19 protein-coding genes are annotated in these 19,142 nt (G+C 68.8%); 10 read left to right on the top strand and 9 right to left on the bottom strand.

Translation table 11 applies throughout. The features are described from left to right. Nucleotide 1 precedes the first annotated feature (1 nt). Nucleotides 2–1,420, top strand: coding sequence for an HD-GYP domain-containing protein (locus tag VN779_RS05250; protein ID WP_325720703.1), 1,419 nt, complete (start codon nucleotides 2–4; stop codon nucleotides 1,418–1,420). 73 nt (nucleotides 1,421–1,493) lie between these two features. Then, complete coding sequence (locus tag VN779_RS05255) at nucleotides 1,494–1,709, top strand: biotin/lipoyl-binding carrier protein (RefSeq protein ID WP_325720705.1); 216 nt, start codon at nucleotides 1,494–1,496, stop codon at nucleotides 1,707–1,709. Nucleotides 1,710–1,959: 250 nt separating this feature from the next. Here the strand turns inward: VN779_RS05255 and VN779_RS05260 are convergent, their stop codons facing one another. From VN779_RS05260 to VN779_RS05275, 4 genes are all read right to left on the bottom strand, one after another. Further along, nucleotides 1,960–2,451: a GNAT family N-acetyltransferase gene (locus VN779_RS05260; RefSeq protein ID WP_325720707.1), complete on the bottom strand. Its 492-nt coding sequence runs from the start codon at nucleotides 2,449–2,451 to the stop codon at nucleotides 1,960–1,962. 83 nt (nucleotides 2,452–2,534) lie between these two features. Next, on the bottom strand, nucleotides 2,535–4,214 hold the full coding sequence (gene mctP, locus VN779_RS05265) for a monocarboxylate uptake permease MctP (protein WP_349260647.1): 1,680 nt from the start codon (nucleotides 4,212–4,214) through the stop codon (nucleotides 2,535–2,537). Continuing rightward, a complete protein-coding gene (locus VN779_RS05270; protein WP_325720711.1) occupies nucleotides 4,211–4,537 on the bottom strand; it encodes a DUF3311 domain-containing protein in 327 nt (108 codons plus the stop codon). The genes mctP and VN779_RS05270 overlap by 4 nt, the downstream gene beginning before the upstream one ends. Nucleotides 4,538–4,671: 134 nt before the next feature. Then, nucleotides 4,672–4,938, bottom strand: a complete 267-nt coding sequence (locus VN779_RS05275; protein WP_325720713.1) for a SemiSWEET family sugar transporter — start codon at nucleotides 4,936–4,938, stop codon at nucleotides 4,672–4,674. A 114-nt stretch (nucleotides 4,939–5,052) separates the two neighbouring features. Here VN779_RS05275 and VN779_RS05280 point away from each other — a divergent pair, with 114 nt between their 5' ends. After that, on the top strand, nucleotides 5,053–6,285 hold the full coding sequence (locus tag VN779_RS05280; protein ID WP_325720715.1) for an ROK family transcriptional regulator: 1,233 nt from the start codon (nucleotides 5,053–5,055) through the stop codon (nucleotides 6,283–6,285). 84 nt (nucleotides 6,286–6,369) lie between these two features. On the opposite strand, the gene bioB is transcribed toward VN779_RS05280, so the two are convergent. Continuing rightward, the gene (bioB, locus tag VN779_RS05285) at nucleotides 6,370–7,437 is read right to left on the bottom strand and encodes a biotin synthase BioB (RefSeq protein ID WP_325720716.1); all 1,068 of its coding nucleotides are present in this window, start codon (nucleotides 7,435–7,437) and stop codon (nucleotides 6,370–6,372) included. Between the two features lie 160 nt (nucleotides 7,438–7,597). Between bioB and VN779_RS05290 the strand changes: the two genes are divergently transcribed. Together VN779_RS05290 and VN779_RS05295 are read left to right on the top strand one after the other, a co-directional pair. After that, nucleotides 7,598–7,795 (top strand): hypothetical protein, encoded by a 198-nt coding sequence (locus tag VN779_RS05290; RefSeq protein WP_325720717.1) that lies wholly within the window; start codon nucleotides 7,598–7,600, stop codon nucleotides 7,793–7,795. After that, nucleotides 7,792–8,217, top strand: a complete 426-nt coding sequence (locus VN779_RS05295) for a PIN domain-containing protein (protein ID WP_325720718.1) — start codon at nucleotides 7,792–7,794, stop codon at nucleotides 8,215–8,217. Before VN779_RS05290 ends, VN779_RS05295 begins: the two co-directional genes overlap by 4 nt. Here VN779_RS05295 and bioD read toward each other — a convergent pair whose 3' ends face one another. The 3 genes from bioD to VN779_RS05310 are packed head-to-tail and all read right to left on the bottom strand — an operon-like array spanning nucleotide 8,218 to nucleotide 11,333. After that, complete coding sequence (gene bioD / locus VN779_RS05300) at nucleotides 8,218–8,949, bottom strand: dethiobiotin synthase (protein WP_325720719.1); 732 nt, start codon at nucleotides 8,947–8,949, stop codon at nucleotides 8,218–8,220. It lies immediately after the preceding gene. Between the two features lie 24 nt (nucleotides 8,950–8,973). Continuing rightward, nucleotides 8,974–10,614: a beta-N-acetylhexosaminidase gene (locus tag VN779_RS05305; protein ID WP_325720720.1), complete on the bottom strand. Its 1,641-nt coding sequence runs from the start codon at nucleotides 10,612–10,614 to the stop codon at nucleotides 8,974–8,976. Between the two features lie 14 nt (nucleotides 10,615–10,628). Next, nucleotides 10,629–11,333 (bottom strand): GntR family transcriptional regulator, encoded by a 705-nt coding sequence (locus VN779_RS05310; RefSeq protein ID WP_349260651.1) that lies wholly within the window; start codon nucleotides 11,331–11,333, stop codon nucleotides 10,629–10,631. Between the two features lie 534 nt (nucleotides 11,334–11,867). Between VN779_RS05310 and VN779_RS05315 the strand changes: the two genes are divergently transcribed. From VN779_RS05315 to VN779_RS05335, 5 genes are all read left to right on the top strand, one after another. Next, nucleotides 11,868–13,190 carry an extracellular solute-binding protein gene (locus VN779_RS05315; RefSeq protein ID WP_325720722.1) on the top strand — a complete coding sequence of 441 codons (1,323 nt, stop codon included), beginning with the start codon at nucleotides 11,868–11,870 and terminating at the stop codon, nucleotides 13,188–13,190. Between the two features lie 179 nt (nucleotides 13,191–13,369). Continuing rightward, a complete protein-coding gene (locus VN779_RS05320) occupies nucleotides 13,370–14,365 on the top strand; it encodes a sugar ABC transporter permease (protein WP_325720723.1) in 996 nt (331 codons plus the stop codon). After that, the gene (locus VN779_RS05325; protein WP_325720724.1) at nucleotides 14,365–15,285 is read left to right on the top strand and encodes a carbohydrate ABC transporter permease; all 921 of its coding nucleotides are present in this window, start codon (nucleotides 14,365–14,367) and stop codon (nucleotides 15,283–15,285) included. The genes VN779_RS05320 and VN779_RS05325 overlap by 1 nt, the downstream gene beginning before the upstream one ends. An 88-nt stretch (nucleotides 15,286–15,373) precedes the next feature. Next, nucleotides 15,374–16,942, top strand: coding sequence for a glycoside hydrolase family 3 protein (locus VN779_RS05330; protein WP_325720725.1), 1,569 nt, complete (start codon nucleotides 15,374–15,376; stop codon nucleotides 16,940–16,942). 41 nt (nucleotides 16,943–16,983) lie between these two features. Next, nucleotides 16,984–18,057, top strand: a complete 1,074-nt coding sequence (locus tag VN779_RS05335) for an SIS domain-containing protein (protein ID WP_325720727.1) — start codon at nucleotides 16,984–16,986, stop codon at nucleotides 18,055–18,057. 142 nt (nucleotides 18,058–18,199) lie between these two features. On the opposite strand, the gene VN779_RS05340 is transcribed toward VN779_RS05335, so the two are convergent. Further along, nucleotides 18,200–19,142, bottom strand: a 943-nt coding sequence (locus VN779_RS05340; RefSeq protein ID WP_325720729.1) for an MMPL family transporter, incomplete at its 5' end; no start/stop codon positions are given.

Raw genomic sequence — 19,142 nt, forward strand, 5'->3', positions numbered from 1 at the left:
CGTGGCCGCACGATCCGGATCCGGCCGCGCCGCATCCCGCCGCGAGCTGCCGGTGACAGGTATGGGCGCCCCGGCCAGGCTGCACGCCTCACTGACCGCGCCCGCGCTGTTGACCTGCTTCGCGCTGGTCATCGCGGGCGCGGCAGTCCTGGATGTGCTCCTGCACGCGCTACGCCAGCCGGCCATCGCGGCCGCGTTCGGCGCGACCATCGCGCTCGGCGAGGCCATCCGGATCGCGCTGCCGCACGGCCGGGACTCCGCGCCGCTGGCCTCGACCGCGGCGTTCGCGTTCGCGCTGTGCTTCTCGGTGGACGGCACGCGGACGACCTACGGCGCGACCGAGGTCATCGCCGTGACCGCGGTGGCGGCGGTATGCGGCGTCTCGATCCAGGCTTACGCGGGCCGGCATCCACGGCCCGGTTATCTGGCGCGGCGCATCATCGTGACCGGGTTCGCCGCGGTGGTCTTCCGCAGCTGGCTGATGCCGGGTCCGGCAAGCGACCTGCTCGCCCGGCACAGCATGCCCGTCACCGGCGCACTGCTCGCCGGGGTCGCGATCGCGGCGTTGTTCCTGGACAACCTGCTGGCCTCGCTGCTCAGGCTGCTCGAACCCGGCCGCACGCCCTCGGTGACCGCGGGCCCGTCGCGCTGGGACCCGGTCGGCCTGACCGCGCGGCCGAGCCCGTCGCTGCGCCGCCTGCTCTCCAGCTTCCGCGACGACTGCATCGCCACGGCCTGGGTGTGCCCGACGGTGCTCCTTTTCGCCGTCGCCATCGCGCTGACCGCGCGGCCGCTCGGGCTGTGGGTGCTGCCGATCGCCGCCGCGCCGATCCTCGTGGTGCAGCGCGCGCTGCGCCGGTACGCCGAGATCAGCGCCACCTACCAGCAGACCATCAGAGCTTTGTCACGGGTGACCGACCTCGCGGACTACACCGAGCCCGGTCATGCCCGCCGCGTCTGCCATCTGGCCCTGGCGATCGGCCGTGATCTTTCCCTGCCCGACGCGCAGCTGCTGGATCTCGAGTACGCCGCTCTGCTGCACGACATCGGCCAGCTCTCGCTCACCGACCCGATCCCCGGCGGCGCCACCGTGCTCATCGCCCCGGAGCGGGCCGCCTCGGTGGCCGCTCTCGGCGCGGACGTGGTGCGGCAAACCGGCGTGCTGGACCATGTGGCGGAGATTCTTGAGCATCAGTGGCAGCCGTTTCGGCCCGACCACGCGGACGAGCCGGTGGCGCTGGCCGGCGCCATCATCCGCGCCGCGAACGCGTACGACGACCTGGTCAGCGGTGCGCTCGACCCGGACCGAAGGCTGGCCGCGTTGCAGCGGATCAGGCTCGGCATGGCCACCGAGTACGACCCGCGCGTCGTCGAGTCGCTGACCCGGATCGTCGAATCCGCAGAGCCTTATCCCGGCTGATCTCCGGCGAGGAACTCAGGCCTCAGCCACGTCGCGTCCTTGCGCCGGCCCCGGTCTGTGCGAGGATTCGGGCATGTCCGAGGTGGTACGCGCCGAGATGGTGGCCAATGTGGCCGAGGTCGATGTCAAGGTGGGCGACCGGGTCGAGGCCGGGGCCGCGCTGGTGCTGCTGGAGTCGATGAAGATGGAGATCCCGGTGCTGTGCGAGTTCGGCGGCATGGTGACCGAGGTCCATGTCGTGCCCGGCGACGTCATCCAGGAAGGCGACGTCATCGCGGTTCTCGCGTAGCCGCCTCGCCCACTGTCAGACGCTGTCGGGAATTCTGCGCTGCTCCTGACACCCGCTGCTCCCAGCTACGCGCTGCCGTGCACCGAACAGCGGGCCGTCCATCCGCTCGGCAGTACTTGCACGACCATCCGCCGGGCGCACTGTGCGCAGTACCGCGGCGGTTCAAGCTCAAGCCGCGCCGCACACGCTCGATGATCGGCCTCTGCGACAGGCTTCCCGCACTGTCCGCAGTACGTCACCGTGGCGCTCATCACGACAGCTCCATCGCGTACGACATCAACGTGATGCCCGGCCGCACCGACCAATCGCGCTGCGGCACGCGCTCGAACCCCAGTCGCGCGTACAACCGCTGCGCGGCCTGCATCTCGGGCTCCGTGCAAAGGACCACCCGCGGCGAGCCCTGCGCCTTCGCTCGGGCGATGCATGCTCGCACTAACGCCTCGCCGACGCCGCGATCACGCGCCGCCGCGAGAACGCCGAGCATGCGGATCTCGCACTCCTCGTCCTCGCCCAGATTGCGCCAGGGCGAGCCGGGTGCGGCGTGCACGACCGCTCCGAGCAACCCTTCGGTGCCGTCGTCGAGTGCGACGAATGTCGTGGTGGCCGGAGAATCCCAGCGGGAGCGCGCGTCCCGCACGATCGCCAGATACTCAGGGCTGACCAGACCGTCGTACACAGTCGCCGTGACCGCGCCGACCTCGTCCAGTTCGCTTTCGCGGGCTTCCCGCACCAAGACGTCCATGGCTCCCCATCCTCGCTCAGCGCCAATTCTGACAGCCGGCGGGGATGGGGAGCCATGCATTCGATCTACTGCGAAACTGCTCGCTACAGCACCACCGGCGTCACCTGCGGCGCTTCCGGTTCGATCTCCTCGTACTCGTAGTCCGCCTCCGCCGTCGAGTCGGTGCCGGCCGGCGCCTTGATCGCCTTGAGCACGAAGTTCGTCACGATCAACACCACCAGGTTGACCACCAGCGCGGTGACCGCGATGTACGCCTTCTGATGCGTCCACGGGATCAGCGCGACCTGCGAGCCGAAGTGGTGCTGCGTCGCAGAGGACTGCCACCAGGCCACCAGGGCGCCGTAGACGATGCCTGACGCCCAGCCGAGCAGCAGGGCCCAGCGGTGGAAGTACCGCGTGTAGAGGCCGAACACGATCGCCGGGAAGGTCTGCAGGATCAGCACCCCGCCCAGCAGCTGGAAGTTGATCGCGCTGGTCGCGTCCAGGCCCAGCACGAACGCGAGCGCGCCGAACTTCACCAGCAGCGAGACCAGCTGGGAGACCTGGGTCTGCTCCTGCGGCGAGGCGTCAGGCCGCACGAAGTCCACCCATACGTTGCGGGTGAACAGGTTCGCCGCCGCGATCGACATGATCGCCGCCGGCACCAGTGCCCCGATCGCCACCGCGGCGAAGGCCACGCCGGCGAACCAGGACGGGAACGCCCAGTCGAACAGCGCCGGCACCGCGTGCTGCGCATTGCCGTTGAGCGAGGCCGTGGTGAAGTGCGCGGCGATCGCCATGTAGCCGAGCAACGCGATCACGCCGAGCATCAGCGAGTACGCGGTCAGGGCGGCGAGGTTGCGGCGTACCGTGCTGCGGGCCCTCGTAGCCAGCACGCCGATCTGCGCGTGCGGGTACATGAAGAGCGCCATCGCAGACCCGATCGCGAGCGTGGCGTATGGGAGCGAGTTGCCCTTGGCCAGCAGGATCGATCCCGAGGGCTTGCCGGTCTTCGGATTCACCGCGGTCAGCTTCGTCTGCGCGGCGTCGAAGATGTGCGACCAGCCACCCGGAATCCGGGTCGGGATGTAGATGACCGCGACGATCACCGTGATGTAGATCAGTGTGTCCTTGACGAACGCGATCAGCGCGGGGGCACGTAGACCGGATGTGTACGTGTAGGCGGCGAGCACGATGAAGGCGATGAAGAGCGGGAGGTCCTTCTGGAACGTCGAGCCGTTACTGCCGATGCCAATCACGTCAAGGCACGCCTGGATGCCTACGAGCTGAAGGCCGATGTAGGGCATCGTCGCGACGATGCCGGTCACCGCGACTGCCAACGACAGCGCACGCGAGTCGTGCCGTCCCTTGACGAAGTCGGCGGGCGTTACATAGCCGTGCTTACGGGAGACCGACCAGAGCCGTGGCAGGAAGATGAAGACCATCGGCCAGACCAGGATCGTGTAGGGCACCGCGAAGAAGCCCAGCGCGCCACCGGCGAAGATCGCGGCCGGCACGGCGACGAACGTGTACGCCGTGTACAGGTCGCCGCCGAGCAGGAACCAGGTGACCCAGCCGCCGAATGACCTGCCGCCGAGTCCCCACTCGTGCAGGTGACGACGATCGGCGACCCGCCGCCAGCGCGCGGCGAGGAAGCCGAGCACCGCGACGGCGGCGAAGAAGAAGATCAGAACGCCGAGTTCGGTGCCGTTGACGGCCTTCCCGGCGGCGAGCGGCGCGGAAGCCGCGTGCACAGCAGTGCTTGTCACAGCGCTACCCGTCATTGTGCGGCCCCCGTTCCATCGCTGCCTTCATCGACACCGGATGCCGGACCCGACCCGGACGAGGCCCCGCGGCGCTGCGCCCGATCGCGATTCACCGCCGTGAAAGCGACGATCATCAGCACCGCGGTGATGATCACCCACAGCAGCTGGTACCAGTAGAAGAACGGGAACCCGAGCAGCTTCGGGCTCGTTTTGTTGTACGAAGGGATCCAGAGCATCGCGACGAACGGCGCGATGAGGGAAACCGCCGCGACAACACGCAGCGGGGAGAGGATTGGCCGGCCCCGGGCAGGTGGACTCGGCTGATCGGAACCCGTACTCATCTCAACCTCCTGGCGACAGCGTCGGCATTGACGCCGCAGGGAGGTTATTGCCGGGCCAGGGCGGATGCACTGATCCGTGATGTTGCGATTCGGTTAATGCCGCGTCCGGTGCGCCTAATGGCCTATCGTCGCGCTCAGCGCGACCGCACCGAGTGGGCCGCCTTCAGCGCCCCCAGCGCCAGCACCAGCACCAGCGTCAGCGCGTTCGCGGCGATCACCGCCGGGGCCGCCGCCAGAAAGCCGTAGATCAGCCAGGCGCCGACCCCGGTGCCGAACATCGCGAACCACTCCCAGGCGAAGTCCTTGGTCGAGCGCGTACGAAACGCCCTGAACACCTGCGGCAGCCAAGCGAGCGTGGTCAGCGAGCCTGCGACCAGGCCGATCAGTGTTGCGGTCGTCATCCTGCGTCCTTTCCCCCTCCCGCGTCCGCGCGGCTTCGATCCGTCTCGGGCGAGTGTGCGGCCCTGCTCGGGCCCTCATTTTGTGCAGACGTTGTACAAATACATAATCGTGGAGTGACCCCCGATCTGTCCACTCCGATCAGCGGTACGCCGGGCAACGACTCGGCGAACAACGCCACGAGGCTGCTGACCGCGCTGCACCGGCGCGGCGGGACGGCGACGCGCGCCGAGCTCACCGCCGACCTCGATTCGGGCCGCTCGGCGATCAGCTACGCGCTGGCCGACCTCGTGGAGCGCGGTCTCGTCACCGTCGACGAGCGTCCGCAGCAGACCGCGACCGGCGCGATGGCGGGGACCGGCGGCGGCCGCGGACGGCCATCCCACCTGGTCAGCGTCGCGCCGACCTCCCCGATCGTGATCGCCGTCCACCTGCGCGTGGACACCCTTGACGTGAGTGCGTTCGAACTCGGCGGCACGATGCTGCGGATCGAGCGCGAGGCAGTTGAGCCCTCGCCCGACGTCGAGATGACGATGCACCGGATAGGGCGACTAGTGCGGCTCATCGCCGAGGAGTCGCGCCGGCCGTGCATCGGCGTCGGCGTCTCGCTGCCGTCACCGGTACGCGCGACCGACGGCTACGCGCTCGCGCCGCGTCACATGAACTGGTCCGGCATCCCGGCCCGCGACCTGGTGGCCGCCGAACTCGCCGACGCCCCCGCGCTGCGCGGTTTGCCGGTCCACGTCGGCAACGACGCGAACCTGGCCGCGCTGGCCGAGCACGTGCACGGCGCGGGCAAGGAGGCTCGCAACATGCTGTTCGTCACGACCGAGCACATCGGCATCGGCGGAGGGTTGATCAGCTCCGGCCGGCTTTTCACCGGCGCGAGCGGTTACGCGATGGAGGTCGGCCATACGACGGCGAATCCCGGCGGCGAGCCATGCCGGTGCGGCGCGCGCGGCTGCCTGGAGACCGAGGCCGACCCGCGCGCCTTGCTGCGAGCCGCGGGGCGCCTCGACACGCCGACCACCGGGCTCGAATACCGGGCGCGCGTCGTGCTGGTGGACGCCGCGGCAGGCGACCCGGTCGCGCGCGAGGCGGCGGACACGGTCTCCGGCCGCGTGGGCGCGGGGCTCGCGGTGCTGGTCAACCTGTTGGATCCGGACCGGATCGTGCTCGGCGGCCTGCTGGCCAGGCTGCTCGTGGTGGCTCCGGAGCCGCTGTCCAACGCGCTGCACGAGCGCTCGTTCCTGGAACGCGCGGTCGCCGTACCGGTGGTTGCGGCGGCCCTCTCGGCCCCCGCGCTCGTCGGAGCAGCCGAGCTGGCGCTTACGCCATTGCTCGCCTGACTGTGTTGACCTGAGCCGTGGCGGGCCGAGGCTCCGCGGGCGCGACTATTAGGACTCTGTGTCCAGTTGAACGGGCAGCGCAGGTCAGAGCGTTGCAGAAAGCGCCTTCACCGGCATCGACAGCCGATCCAGCAGCTCGAGATCTTGCGTCGCCGGCCGCCCAAGCGTCGTCAGATAGTTCCCGACGATCACCGCGTTGATCCCGCCGAGCAGGCCCTTCTCGGTGCCCAGGTCCCCCAGCGTGATCTCCCGGCCGCCCGCGTAGCGCAGGATCGTGCGCGGCAGGGCCAGCCGGAACGCGGCGATGGTGCGCAGTGCCTCGCGGCCCTCAAGCGGCTCGCGGTCGCCGAACGGCGTGCCCGGACGCGGGTTGAGGAAGTTCAGCGGCACCTCGTCCGGCTCCAGCTCGGCCAGCTGCGCGGCGAACTCGGCGCGCTGCTCGCGGGTCTCGCCCATCCCGACGATGCCGCCGCAGCACACCTCCATGCCCGCGTCGCGCACCATGGTGAGCGTGTCCCAGCGCTCCTCCCAGGAGTGCGTGGTGACCACGTTCGGGAAGTACGAGCGCGCGGTCTCGAGGTTGTGGTTGTACCGGTGCACGCCCATCTCGGCCAGCTCGTCGACCTGCTGGTGCGTCAGCATCCCGAGCGACGCGGCGACGTTGATGTCCACCGCGGCCTTGATCGCGGCGACCCCTTCGCGCATCTGCGCCATCAGCCGCTCGTCCGGCCCGCGCACCGCCGCCACGATGCAGAACTCGGTCGCACCCGTCTCGGCGGTCTCCTTCGCCGCCGCCACGAGCGAGGGGATGTCCAGCCAGGCGGCCCGCACCGGGCTCGGGAAGCGGCCCGACTGCGAGCAGAAGTGGCAGTCCTCCGGGCAGCCGCCGGTCTTCACCGACACGATGCCCTCGACCTCGACCTCGGGCCCGCACCAGCGCTCACGTACCTCGTGCGCCAGCGCCAGCAGCTCCTCAAGCCGCTCGTCCGGCAGCTCGAGCACCGCGAGCACCTGCGCCTCGTCCAGCGCGCGCCCCTGCTCCAGCACCTGCGTCCGCGCGACGGCCAAGATGTCGCCCGTCCCGGCGTCGCGGTCGGCAGCGGCGACACGCTCCGGCGTCGCGGAGTCGGCGGCTTCAACGGTGACGGTCATGCGAGGCCCTTCATTCGGCGCGGTGCTTCCGGCGCGGCGATCTCGCCCAGCAGTCTGCCTTATGCCGGTCGCTGGAGGGTCAAGGGCCCCTGAATAGCTTTTGGCTGCTAACATATATGGCATGCATCGGACAACGGTCTACCTCCGTGATGAGCAGGCGGTGCGGCTCAAGCGAGCCGCAGCGCGCAGCGGCCATTCCGAAGCCGAGCTGATCCGTAAAGGTGTCGAACTGATTCTCAGTTCGCTGCCTACCGAACGCCCCGAACCCGGCCTCTTTCTCGATAGCGGCGATCCGACGTGGGCGGACCGGACCGATGAGATCCTGGCGGAGGGTTTCGGCAGCGAGGGATATCAGTGAGCGTCATCGGCGATACGTCGGGCATTCTCGCGGCGCTGGACCGGTCGCATCCTGCTCACAAGGAGTGCTTGGAGGCTGTTCGGACGGCCGAGGCCGTCGTGGTCTCGCCACTCGTTCTCGCGGAACTCGACTATATGATCACGACCCGTTTCGGCTATTCGGCCGCGTTGGCGTTTCTCGGCGAGGTCGAGCGAGGCGTGTACGAGATTGCCGATGTCGGACGAGACCAGGTGCTTGTCGCTAAGGGTGTGCTCGACAGGTATGCCAGTCTGCCCCTTGGACTGGCTGATGCGGTGAACGTCGTTCTAGCGGACAGCCTCGGCACGGACCGAATTCTGACACTCGACCAGCGGCACTTTCGAGCGGTGGCACCGATGACTGGTCGGTTCGCGGCGTTCCGGCTGACTCCGTTCGACGACTGATCAGCGGCCGAAGGCAGCGCGGAAGGCCGCCGCGTCGAAGGTGCCGCCGAAGGCCGGGGAGAGGCCCGCGCGGGCAGCCAGCAGGAATTCGGCGGCGTCGAGGTTTCCGGCGCCGGCCGCGATCGCCCCGGCGAGCGGGCGCGCGGCGAGGGTTTCCAGATCGCGGATATTGCAGCGCATCGCGAGGTCCGGCTCCCGTGGTGGCTGCGGCCAGTTGCCGAGGACCACTCCCGCCAGTTCGACGCCGCGCAACGCCATCGACTCCAGCGTCAGCGCGGTGTGGTTGAGCGTGCCGAGCGCCGGATCGGCGACCACGAGGACCGGCGCGTCCAGTTCGCGCGCTAGGTCGGCGAGCGTCGTGCCGTCCTCGTCGAAGCGCACCAGCAGCCCACCCGCGCCCTCGACGAGGACCAGGCGGCGGGACTCGGCGAGCTTGCGGATGTCCGCCGCCGCGTCGTGCAGCGAGACCGGCGGCAGGCCGCTCATCCGGGCCGCGGCGGCGGGGGACAGGGGGTCCGGGTAGCGGGCGTACTCGTGCGTGTCCGCCGTCGAGATCCCGGCGAGCCGGGCGACCTCGGCCAAGTCACCCGGCTCGCCGTCAGCCACACCGGTCTGCGCGGGCTTGACCACGGCGACCGAGGAGCCGCGCGCCGCGGCGAGGGCCGCCAGCGCCGCCGTCGTGATCGTTTTGCCTACGCCGGTACCGGTGCCCGTGATAACGAGGATGCTCATTCGGGCGAGTCTAGAGCTGCGTGGTCAGCTGCCCGCGGGCCAGGGGACTTGCGGCGAGTGGTAGTACTTGATGCCCATCGCGCTCCAGCGTGGACCCTGCGCGGCGAGGCGATCACGGAATGCGGACCAGTTGTGCGTCGATTCAGGCGACCAGCCGAGCTCGGCGACCGCCGGAAGCCGCGGAAACGCCATGTAGTCGATGTCGCCGGTGGTGGCCACGGTCTCGGTCCACAGGTCCGCCTCGACGCCCAGGATCGCATCCTGATTCACGCCGGGCAGATAGGTGCCGGGATCCCAGTCGTACGCGTTCTGCACCTCGACGTAGCCTGCCCAGTGCAAACCCAGCGCGGTCTCCGCGTCGTATTTCTGATCCAGGTAGCTGTGGTTGGCCGGATCCAGTACCAGTTGCGTGCCGCTATTGGCGGCCTGCTTGATCGCGGCGCCAGGCAGGCCCGGGTTCCAGTACGTCGCCACGGATGGCGTGCCGACCGACGCGGTCGCGGTCTCCTGCCAGCCCCACGGGGTCTTACCGGCCGCCCGGACGTCCGCTGCGGCTTCGTCGACGATCTTTGCGTAGTCGGCCGCGGATGTCGCCTGCGCTTCATCGCCGCCGATCCCGACGTATGGTCCCGGCGTAAGGGCAGCAATCTGCCGTAAAACGTCGTCGAGGAACGCGTATGTCGTGGGCTTGGCGGCGCAAAGCGAACTGAAGCCCGTGTCGATGCCGGTGAACACCGACCGCGTCTTGCCGTCGCAACTGAGCGCCGGGTACGAGGCCAACGCGGCGGTGACGTGCCCGGGGACGTCGATCTCCGGGATGATCGTCACGTATCGAGCCTGCGCGTATGCGACCAGCTTGCGGTAATCGTCCTGCGTGTAAAAGCCTCCCGCGCCGCCGCCGACCTCGGTGCGTGCGCCGACGTCGGTCAGCTTCGGCCAACCGTCGATCGCCAGTCGCCAACCCTGATCGTCCGTCAGATGCAGGTGCAGGTAGTTGATTTTGAAGAGCGCGATCTCATCGATGTACCGCTCGACGTCGGCGACGCCGAAGAAATGCCGTGCGACGTCGAGGCCTGCGGCGCGATACCCGAAGCGCGGGTAATCAAGCACGTGTCCGGCGGGCACCGACCAGACCACGCCGCGTTGCGCGCTGCCCTTCGCCGGCTGTGGCGGAAGCAACTGACGCAGCGTCTGCACCGCGTCGAACAAGCCCGCCGGTTGCGCCGCGGTGACAGTGATCTGATCATCCGAGATATCCAGGCGATAGCCCTCGGCATCAAGCTTCTTGTCGCCCTCGCCGGTCAGCACCAGCCGGATCACCCCGGCGCCGTCGGTATCGGCGCTGGCCACCGGCAGCGCATAACCGGTAGCCGGCCGAAGCAGCGTCGCCAGATACCCGGCCACCGCCAGCGCGGGCGCGGAATCTGACGACGCGTGAATCGACGTCGCACTGGTGATGGTGAACTGACCGCCGGTCGGCGTCGCGCTGACCGGCGCGGGCAGGATGTCCGCGAAGTCAGCTCGTTGCACCGCGCTCGGCGGTCCGTCCTTGTGCGGCCCGCTGATCCCCACTCCGATGCCGACCCCGACTGCGCACAACACGCACACCGCCAGGGCGATCACGATCAGCGAGCGCCGGGACTTGCGGTGGAGGCGATGAGACATCAAGAGCGGGAACGTTAAGCCTTCGGCCTGGTCAGGCGGGCCAGGAACTTGTACCGGTCACCCCGGTACACCGAGCGCACCCACTCGACCGGCTCCGCGTTGTCGTCCTTCGAATGCCGGGAGAGCAACAGCATGGGCAGGCCCGTATCGGTGCCGAGCAGCGCCGCCTCGCGCGGGGTGGCCAGCGCGGTCTCGATGGTCTCCTCGGCCTCGGCCAGATGCACCCCGTACTCCTCGCTCAGCGCGGTGTAGAGCGAGGAGTACTTGGTCAGATGCTTGCGAAGACCGGGGAAACGCTTCGCGGAAAGGTGCGTGGTCTCGATCGCCATCGGCTCGCCGTTGGCCATGCGCAGCCGCTCGATTCGCAGCACCCGTGAGCCCGGCTTGATCACCAGCCGGTCGGCCAAGTCGTCGTCCGCGGAGACGTAGCCGATCTCCAGCAGCCGCGAGGTCGGCTCGAGGCCCTGCGCGCGCATGTCCTCGGTGTAAGAGGTCAGCTGCAGAGCCTGCGCCACCTTCGGCTTGGCCACGAAGGTGCCCTTGCCCTGGATCCGCTCGAGCCGGCCTTCCACCACCAGCTCGGCCAGCGCCTGACGGACCGTCGTACGCGAGGTGTCGAAATCCAGCGCGAGTGTGCGCTCCGGCGGAACCGGGGTGCCGGGCGGCATGGTCTGGGTCATTTCCAGCAGGTGCCGCTTGAGCCGGTAGTACTTCGGCACGCGCGCGGCCGGCTCGGCGGCCTGGGCGTTGTCGTCCTGATCCGGTTCCCCCGGCCCGACGAGCGGGGCGCGAACCTCGATCGCGCTGTGCTCGACCGTCACGGCACCTCCTGATGTTGTGGGCACAAGGTGTCATGGTCCCACGGCGCTGTAAAGGACCGACAGCCTCCCGGGCCGGTGCGCGTGCGGCGCCGGTTGCGCGCGGCGCGGTTTGCCGGCGGCGGCCACTCGGCTGAGAGGTCTAGACCAGTATGCACCAGCGATCGCACCAGGAGCTACATCGCCCCTGGCGGTGAAGCCTTGATAACGGCTTGGGCTGGTCGCGCCGGAACCCTTGACGGTCCACATTGGTCTATGCCACTCTCCCAACTGGTCTAAACCATTGAGAAACGCGGCACGGACCGTTCGGTAAACGCCCCAATCAAGAAGTTCAGCGTGGCACCCGCCCGGCTCGGCGAAGCCCAGGGTCGCCGGCTCGGGACCGAACCGGTGCCGTCCACTCTCACCCCGCCTTGGCATCCACAGGAGGATGGCTTGAAGCGCAAGTTCGCAGCCGCCGCCGCGCTCGCCGCGGCCGCGCTGACCGCCTCGGCGTGCTCGTCGTCGTCGAGCGGCAACAACGCGACGCCCCAGGGTGCGCTCAGCACTCAGGGTGCCGGAAAGACTGTCACCGTCTGGATCATGCAAGACGCCCAGAAGGGCTGGCCTGACGTCGTCGCCGCGGCCAAGACCGCGTTCGAGAAGGAAACCGGCGCCAAGCTCAAGATCGAGTACCAGACCTGGTCGAACTACACCACCAAGCTCGACACCGCGCTGCTGTCCGGCAACGCGCCCGACGCGCTTGAGCTGGGCAACACCCAGACCGCCAAGTACATCAACGCCGGCTCGTTCGTCGACCTGACCAGCGTCAAGAGCCAGTTCGACAACTCGGCGCAGTGGCTCGACTCGCTGGCCGCCTCCGGACAGAGCGCGGACGGCAGCAAGACCTACGCCGTCCCGTACTACGCGGGCGCGCGTGTTCTGATCTACCGCAAGGACCTGTTCGCCGCCGCCGGCGTCACCACCCCGCCGACCACGCTCGACGAACTCAGTGCCGACCTGGCCAAGGTCCAGGCGAAGAACGCCAGCGTGCCGAACTTCTCCGCGCTCTACCAGGCGGGCAAGAACTGGTACTCGGCGGTCTCCTTCGGCGCCGGCACCTACGGCGTCAAGGGCGTCATCGCGAAGGCCAGCGGCAACAGCTGGACCGGCACGCTGACCGACCCGACCTTCATCAACGGCATCAAGACCTGGTACGACCTGCAGAAGAAGTACTCGGTGGGCGGCACCACGGTGGACGAGTCCAACCAGGACGCGCTGATGGCCAAGGGCAACATCGCCGCGATCATCGGTGCCGGCTGGGAGGCCGGCTCGGTCGCCGACCCGAAGGCGGGCAACCCGGCGCTGGCCAAGGACCTGGCCGAGATCCCGGTTCCGGGCACCGCGGCCGGCTCGCCGACCCCGGCGTTCCTCGGCGGCTCCGACCTGGCCGTGCCGAGCCACGCCGCCAACCCCGGCCTGGGCGCGGAGTTCCTGCGGATCTTCACCGACACCGCGAACCAGACCCTGCTGGCCAAGTACGCCATCCCGAACAACAAGACGCTGATCTCGGCCTACGAGGCGGCCAGCCCGGCCAACCAGGCCACCGGTGAGGCGGCCAAGGCGTCGACCTGGTTCATCCCGAACTCGCCGAACTGGTCCGGCGCCGACGAGACCGCGCTGCAGACCGCGTTCTCGGCCATCGCCACCGGCGCCGACCCGGCGACCGCTCTCGGCACCGCTCAGACCACCATTCTGGGCGACCTGAACGCGCAGTAGTCTCCCCTCGCGGGCCCGGCCAGCCCGGGCCCGCGAGCACGGTGTCTCAGCACACCTCCGGCGGCCACGCACGTTCCAGTCAGCAGCCCGCGCGCCGCACCGCGCGGGCTGCTGTGCACGAGCCGCCGCCTCGGTATCGCAGTTGGACCGCGGGCTCCAGGGAAGGACCCCTCTACACGATGAGCGCGATTCAATCCGACCCCCGCCAGCGCGGGGTCGAAGATCTGGAGGGCCCGGTCCTGGCGCCGTCCAGCGGCCGCCGCCGGCGCGGCGTCACGGTACAGGGCCGGTACATCCCGTATGTCTTGATCCTGCCCGCGATCCTCACCCTGATCGGTGTGATGGGTTACCCGCTGGTGCGGGTGATCCTGCTCAGCTTCCAGAACGTCAACAGCTACCTGCGCCTCGCGGTGCCGGGCCTCGATCGCTGGATCGGCTTCCAGGGCTTCAGCAAGGTCTTCTCCGACTCGCAGTTCTGGCACGTCGTCTGGCGCACCTTCCTGTTCACCTTCGAAGTGGTGACGCTCTCCATCGCGCTCGGCCTGATCTTCGCGCTGGTGCTCAACCGGGTCTCCACAGGGGTGAAGATCTTCGTCTCGACCATGCTGATGTTCGTCTGGGCGATCCCCGCGCTGGTCACCGGAACCGTGTTCCGCTGGCTCTTCGCCGGTATCGGCGGCGTGATCGACTACATCTGCTATGTGTTCGGCGGCAGCGGCATGAAGAACCACGACTGGTTCGCCAATGCCAACGAGGGCCTGTACGTCGTGGTCGCCGCCGCGGTGATCTGGGGCGCGCTGCCGTTCCTCGTGCTCGGCCTCAACGCCGCGATGACCCAGGTCCCCAAGGAACTGGTCGAGGCGGCGCGGGTCGACGGCGCCAACCCGGTGCAGAGCTTCCGGCATGTGGTGCTGCCGATCATCCGGCCCTTCCTGCTGCTGTGCACCTCGCTCAGCTTCATCTGGGACTTCCAGGTGTTCACCCAGATCTGGGCGCTGCGGCAGAACTCGCCGGAGCCCGGCTACTGGACCGTGGGCATCTACCTTTATGAAGAGGGCTTCACCAGCTCGCACTACAGCACCAGTTCGGTGATCTCCATCGCAATGATCCTGCTGATGCTGGTGGTGCTGGTCGCGTACATCCGACAGGTCGTCAAGATCGGGGGCCAGGGCTGATGGCCGGCTTCACTTCCGCCCGGGCGATGCCCGCTCAGCTGCCCGAGACGCAGCCGACCCGGGGGCGCGGCCGCGGCCGCCGTCCCGGCGAGAGCCGCGCGATGACCACCGTGTGGAACGTCGTGGCCGTGATCTTCGGCCTGGTGATGGCGTTCCCGATCTACTGGATGATCCTGACCACGGTGAAGTCGAACGGGGACCTGCTCTCGCAGAACCCGACGTTCTGGCCGACGCACTTCGACTTCTCCAGCTACAAGACGATCTTCGACGACCCGGACTTCCTCGGGAACATGCGCAACACCGCGATCATCACGATCGGCTCGGTGCTGGCCGGCCTCGTCGTCGGGTTCCTCGCCGCGGTCGCCGTGGCCAGGTTCCGCTTCCGCGGCCGCAATCCGTTCATCGTGGCGATCCTGATCGTCCAGATGGTGCCGCTGCTGTCGATCGCGATCCCGCTCTACATCGTGTTGAACAAGGCCGGGCTTTATGACCAGTTCCTCGGCGTGATCCTTGCCTACCTGGTCTTCACCATCCCGTACGTGGTCTGGACGCTGCGCTCGTTCATCGTGAACATCCCGGTGGAGTTGGACGAGGCCGCCATGGTGGACGGCTGCACCCGCTGGGGCGCGTTCTTCCGGATCATCCTGCCCCTGTCCCTGCCGGGCCTGGTGACCACCGGCGTGTACGCCTGGATCCAGGCGTGGAACGAGTTCGTCCTCGCCAACACCCTGCTGAGCAGCAACGACAAGCGCACCTCGATGGTGTGGCTGTCCTTCTACTCCTCCAGCCCCACGCACGGCGCCGACTACGGCTCGCAGATGGCCGGGGCGCTGCTGGTCTCCCTCCCGGTGATCATTCTGTTCGTGGTCTTCCAGCGGAAGGTCGCCTCCGGGCTCACCGCGGGCGCGGTCAAGGGCTGAGCAGCTGAGCACCCGACGCAAGACAGTGCCCGAGCAAGACAGTACGACGCAAGACAGCGCACGACGTAACGCAACTAGGACAGGACCCATGGCCCGATCCGGCACCGACACCGCCCGACTGCTGCGCGACGCCGGAGCCGTCCTGCAAGCCGGCTTCGACGGCCTTACTCCGCCGGACTGGTTGCGCCGCCGGATCGAGGCCGGGGAACTGGGCGGTGTCGCCCTGTTCCACCGGAACGTACGCAGCATCGAGCAGCTCGCCGCACTCACCGGCGAGCTGCGCGCACTGCAACCTGACCTGCTGGTCGCCGTGGACGAAGAGGGCGGCGACGTCACCCGCCTCGAGATCGAGCGCGGCTCCTCCTACCCGGGCAACCTGGCCCTCGGCAGCGCGGACGACCCGCAGCTGACCGAGCAGGTGGCCCGGGCCATCGGCGCCGACCTGGCCGCCGCCGGGATCAATCTGAACTACGCCCCGGTCGCCGATGTGAACGCGAACGCGGACAACCCGGTGATCGGAGTGCGTTCGTTCGGCTCGGACAGCGCGCTGACGGTGCGTCACACCGCCGCGTACATCAAGGGAATGCAGGCGGCCGGAGTCGCCGCCTGCGCCAAGCACTTTCCCGGACACGGCGACACCGGCACCGACTCGCACCTCGGCTTGCCGCTCATCGACTTCGACGACGAGCGGTTCGCCGTGCACCTCGCGCCGTTCCGCGCGGCGGTCGCGGCCGGGACGAAGTGCATCATGACCGCGCACATCCTCTTCCCGCGCTACGACGCCGCGCTGCCCGCGACGATGTCCCGTGCGGTGCTCACCGGCTTGCTGCGCGAGGAACTTGGGTACGACGGTCTGATCATCACTGACGGCATCGACATGGGTTCGATCTCCGCGACGCATGGCATTGCCGAGGGCACCGTCAAGGCGCTGTCGGCTGGCGCGGACGCGATTTGCTTCGGCGGCGGACTTGCCGACGAAGACGCGTTCATCCACCTGCGCAACGCGATTGTGTGGGCGGTACGCGAGCGTCGCTTGTCGGAGGAGAGGCTGCACGAGGCCGCCGAGCGCAACCGCGCGGTAGCACGATGGTCGGCCGAGGTCTGGGCTGGGCGAGCGGGCACCGAGCCGGTGAACCGGGGCGTTGGGCTTGAGGCCGCGCGGCGGGCGCTGCGCGTGCGCGGCGAGCTGAAGCCGTTCACCAGCCCGGCCTACGTCGTCGAGTTCTCGCCGCTGGTGAACATCGCCGTCGACACGGCGACCCGCTGGGGCCTGCTCGCGCCGCTCGCCGAGCTGTTGCCTGGTACGACGGGTACGCGCGTATCCGCGCCCACGTCCGGTACCGAATCGGTCGGCCTGATGACCGTGCCCGTCGTCGACGAGAACGCGCGCATCGACGTCGCACCGCTCCTGGACGCTGCGGTAAGCCGGCCGCTCGTGCTTGCTGTGCGCGACCTGAATCGCAACGCGTGGATGGCCGACGCGGTCAGCGCGATCGTCGCCGAACGTCCGGATGCCGTCGTCGTCGAATTGGGATTGCCGTACGGCCGAGTCGATGAACTCGCTGCCGGCGGCGTGATCGTGATCGAGACATACGGCGCGTCGCGCGTTTGCAGCATCGCCGCTGCCGAGGCGCTTGCCGCTCGCCGCGGCGGTTAACCGCGCCGCGAGAACCTGAACCCCGAGAGGAACCGCCCCGCATGACGACCATCCCGGCCGGCCAGGCCGCGACCAGCCCGGAGCCCGGCGAGATCATGGCCAGGGAGATGGCTGAGCAGCCCGCCGTGCTCCAGCGCATCCTGGACGAGGGCCTGCCGGCGATCCGCGAGGTGGCCGCCGAGATCAGCCGCCGCAGGCCGCGCTTCGTGCTGCTCACCGCGCGCGGCACCAGCGACAACGCCGCCTACTACGCCAAGTACCTGATCGAGGTCGGACTCGGCATCCCGGCCGGGCTCACCTCAATGTCCACCGCGACCGCGTATGGCGCGCGGCCGGATTTCAGCGACGTGCTCTCGATCACCGTGTCGCAGTCCGGCGGTTCGCCAGACCTGCTCGCCTACACCGAGATGGCGAAAGCGGCCGGGGCGCTCACGCTGGCCGTCACGAACGTGGCCGGCTCCCCGGTCAACCAGGCCAGCGAACTGGCGCTCGACGTGCTGGCCGGACCGGAGAAGGCGCTGCCCGCGACGAAGACCTACACCGCCGAGCTGCTGACCCTCTTCCTTCTCATCGACGCGGTGCGCGGCGGCGACGGCTCGGCGGCCAAGGGCCTGCCGGAGCTGGCCGCCTCGATCCAGGAGCGGCGTGACGAAGTGGTCAAGCTCGCGGAGCGCTATCGCTTCGCCGCGCGCCTCGTCATCACCTCGCGCGGCTACGGCTATCCGACCGCGCGTGAGGCCGCGCTCAAGGTGATGGAGACCTCATACCTGCCGGCGCACGCCTTCTCCGGCGCGGACCTTCTGCACGGTCCGCTGGCGATGGTGGACAACGTCTCCCCGGTCATCGCCATCGCCTCCGCGGGGGCCGGCGGCGCGGCCCTGGAGCCGGTTCTCGACCGCCTGCGCGAGCGTGGGGCAGACCTGGTCGTGGTCGGCTCCCGCGAGCACGTGGCGGGCGCCTCAGCGGGCTTCGTGCTGCCCGCTGGGGCCGCGGAGGAGGTCGCCCCGATCCTGGAGATCCTGCCACTCCAGCAGCTCGCCTACGAGGTCACCATGGCCCGCGGCCTGAACCCGGACGCCCCGCGTGCCCTGGCCAAGGTCACCGAGACCAAGTAGCCGAAAACGCAATCAGGCATCACAACGACGAGGGTCCGGTACCGCGATTCGATCGCGGTACCGGACCCTCGTGTTCGTTGGGACTCGGCCTGCTACTAAGGGTGCTGCGTCACTGAGTCGCCGAGCCACCGAGTCACTACGTCTACCGAGTCACCGAATCCGGCTCGTTCGCAGGCACTCCCTGCGTGGGAACCGCGGCGAACGCCGTAGCGCGCCGGCCCAGCTTGCTCGGCCACCAGATCCGCCGGTCCAGGTCCATCGCCAGCGCGGTGACCAGGATCGAGCGGACGATGAAGGTGTCGAGCAGGACGCCGAGCGAGACGGTGAACCCGATCTCGGCGAAGCCCACCACCGGCAGCGTGCCGAGCACCCCGAACGTGCCGGCCAGGATCATGCCGGCCGAGGTGATCACGCCGCCGGTCGCGGCCAGACCGATCAGCGCGCCGCGCTTGGTGCCGTTCTTGACCGCTTCCTCCCGGATGCGGGTCATCAGGAAGATGTTGTAGTCGATCCCGAGCGCGACCAAGAACACGAAACTCAGCAGTGGATAGGCCGCATCCTCACCGCTGAAGTGGAACACGTTGTTGAAGAAGATCGTGCTTAGGCCTAGTGCGGCGCCGAACGAGAGCACCACGGTCGCGATGAGCGCGAACGGCGCCACCAGCGCCCTCAGCAACAGCCCGAGGACTATCAGCACGACGAGCAGGATCAGCGGGATGATGACCTTGTCATCGTGCTGCGACGCTCGCTCGGTGTCGAGCTGTACCGCGGTGTTGCCGCCGACGATCGCGTCGGCGCCCTGCACGGCGTGCACGTTCGCGCGTACCGCGTCGATGGTGCTCTTCGCGGCCTGGCTGTCCGGCGCGGAGCCCAGGTTGCCCTGCAGGTAGGCGTAGCCGTTCTTGATGATCGGGTCCTCGACCGAGACGATTCCCGGCGTGGTGGCCAGCGCGGTGTCCGCTTGCGCGGCGTATCCGGCGTTCGAGATGACGATCACCGGGCTTCCGGCGCCTGCCGGGAAGTGCTCGACCAGGACCTGCTGGCCGACGATCGACTGCGGCGTGTTGGTGAACAGGCCCGCGTTG

It is taken from the genome of Actinocrinis sp., assembly GCF_035605935.1.
Lineage (GTDB): Bacteria > Actinomycetota > Actinomycetes > Streptomycetales > Catenulisporaceae > Actinocrinis.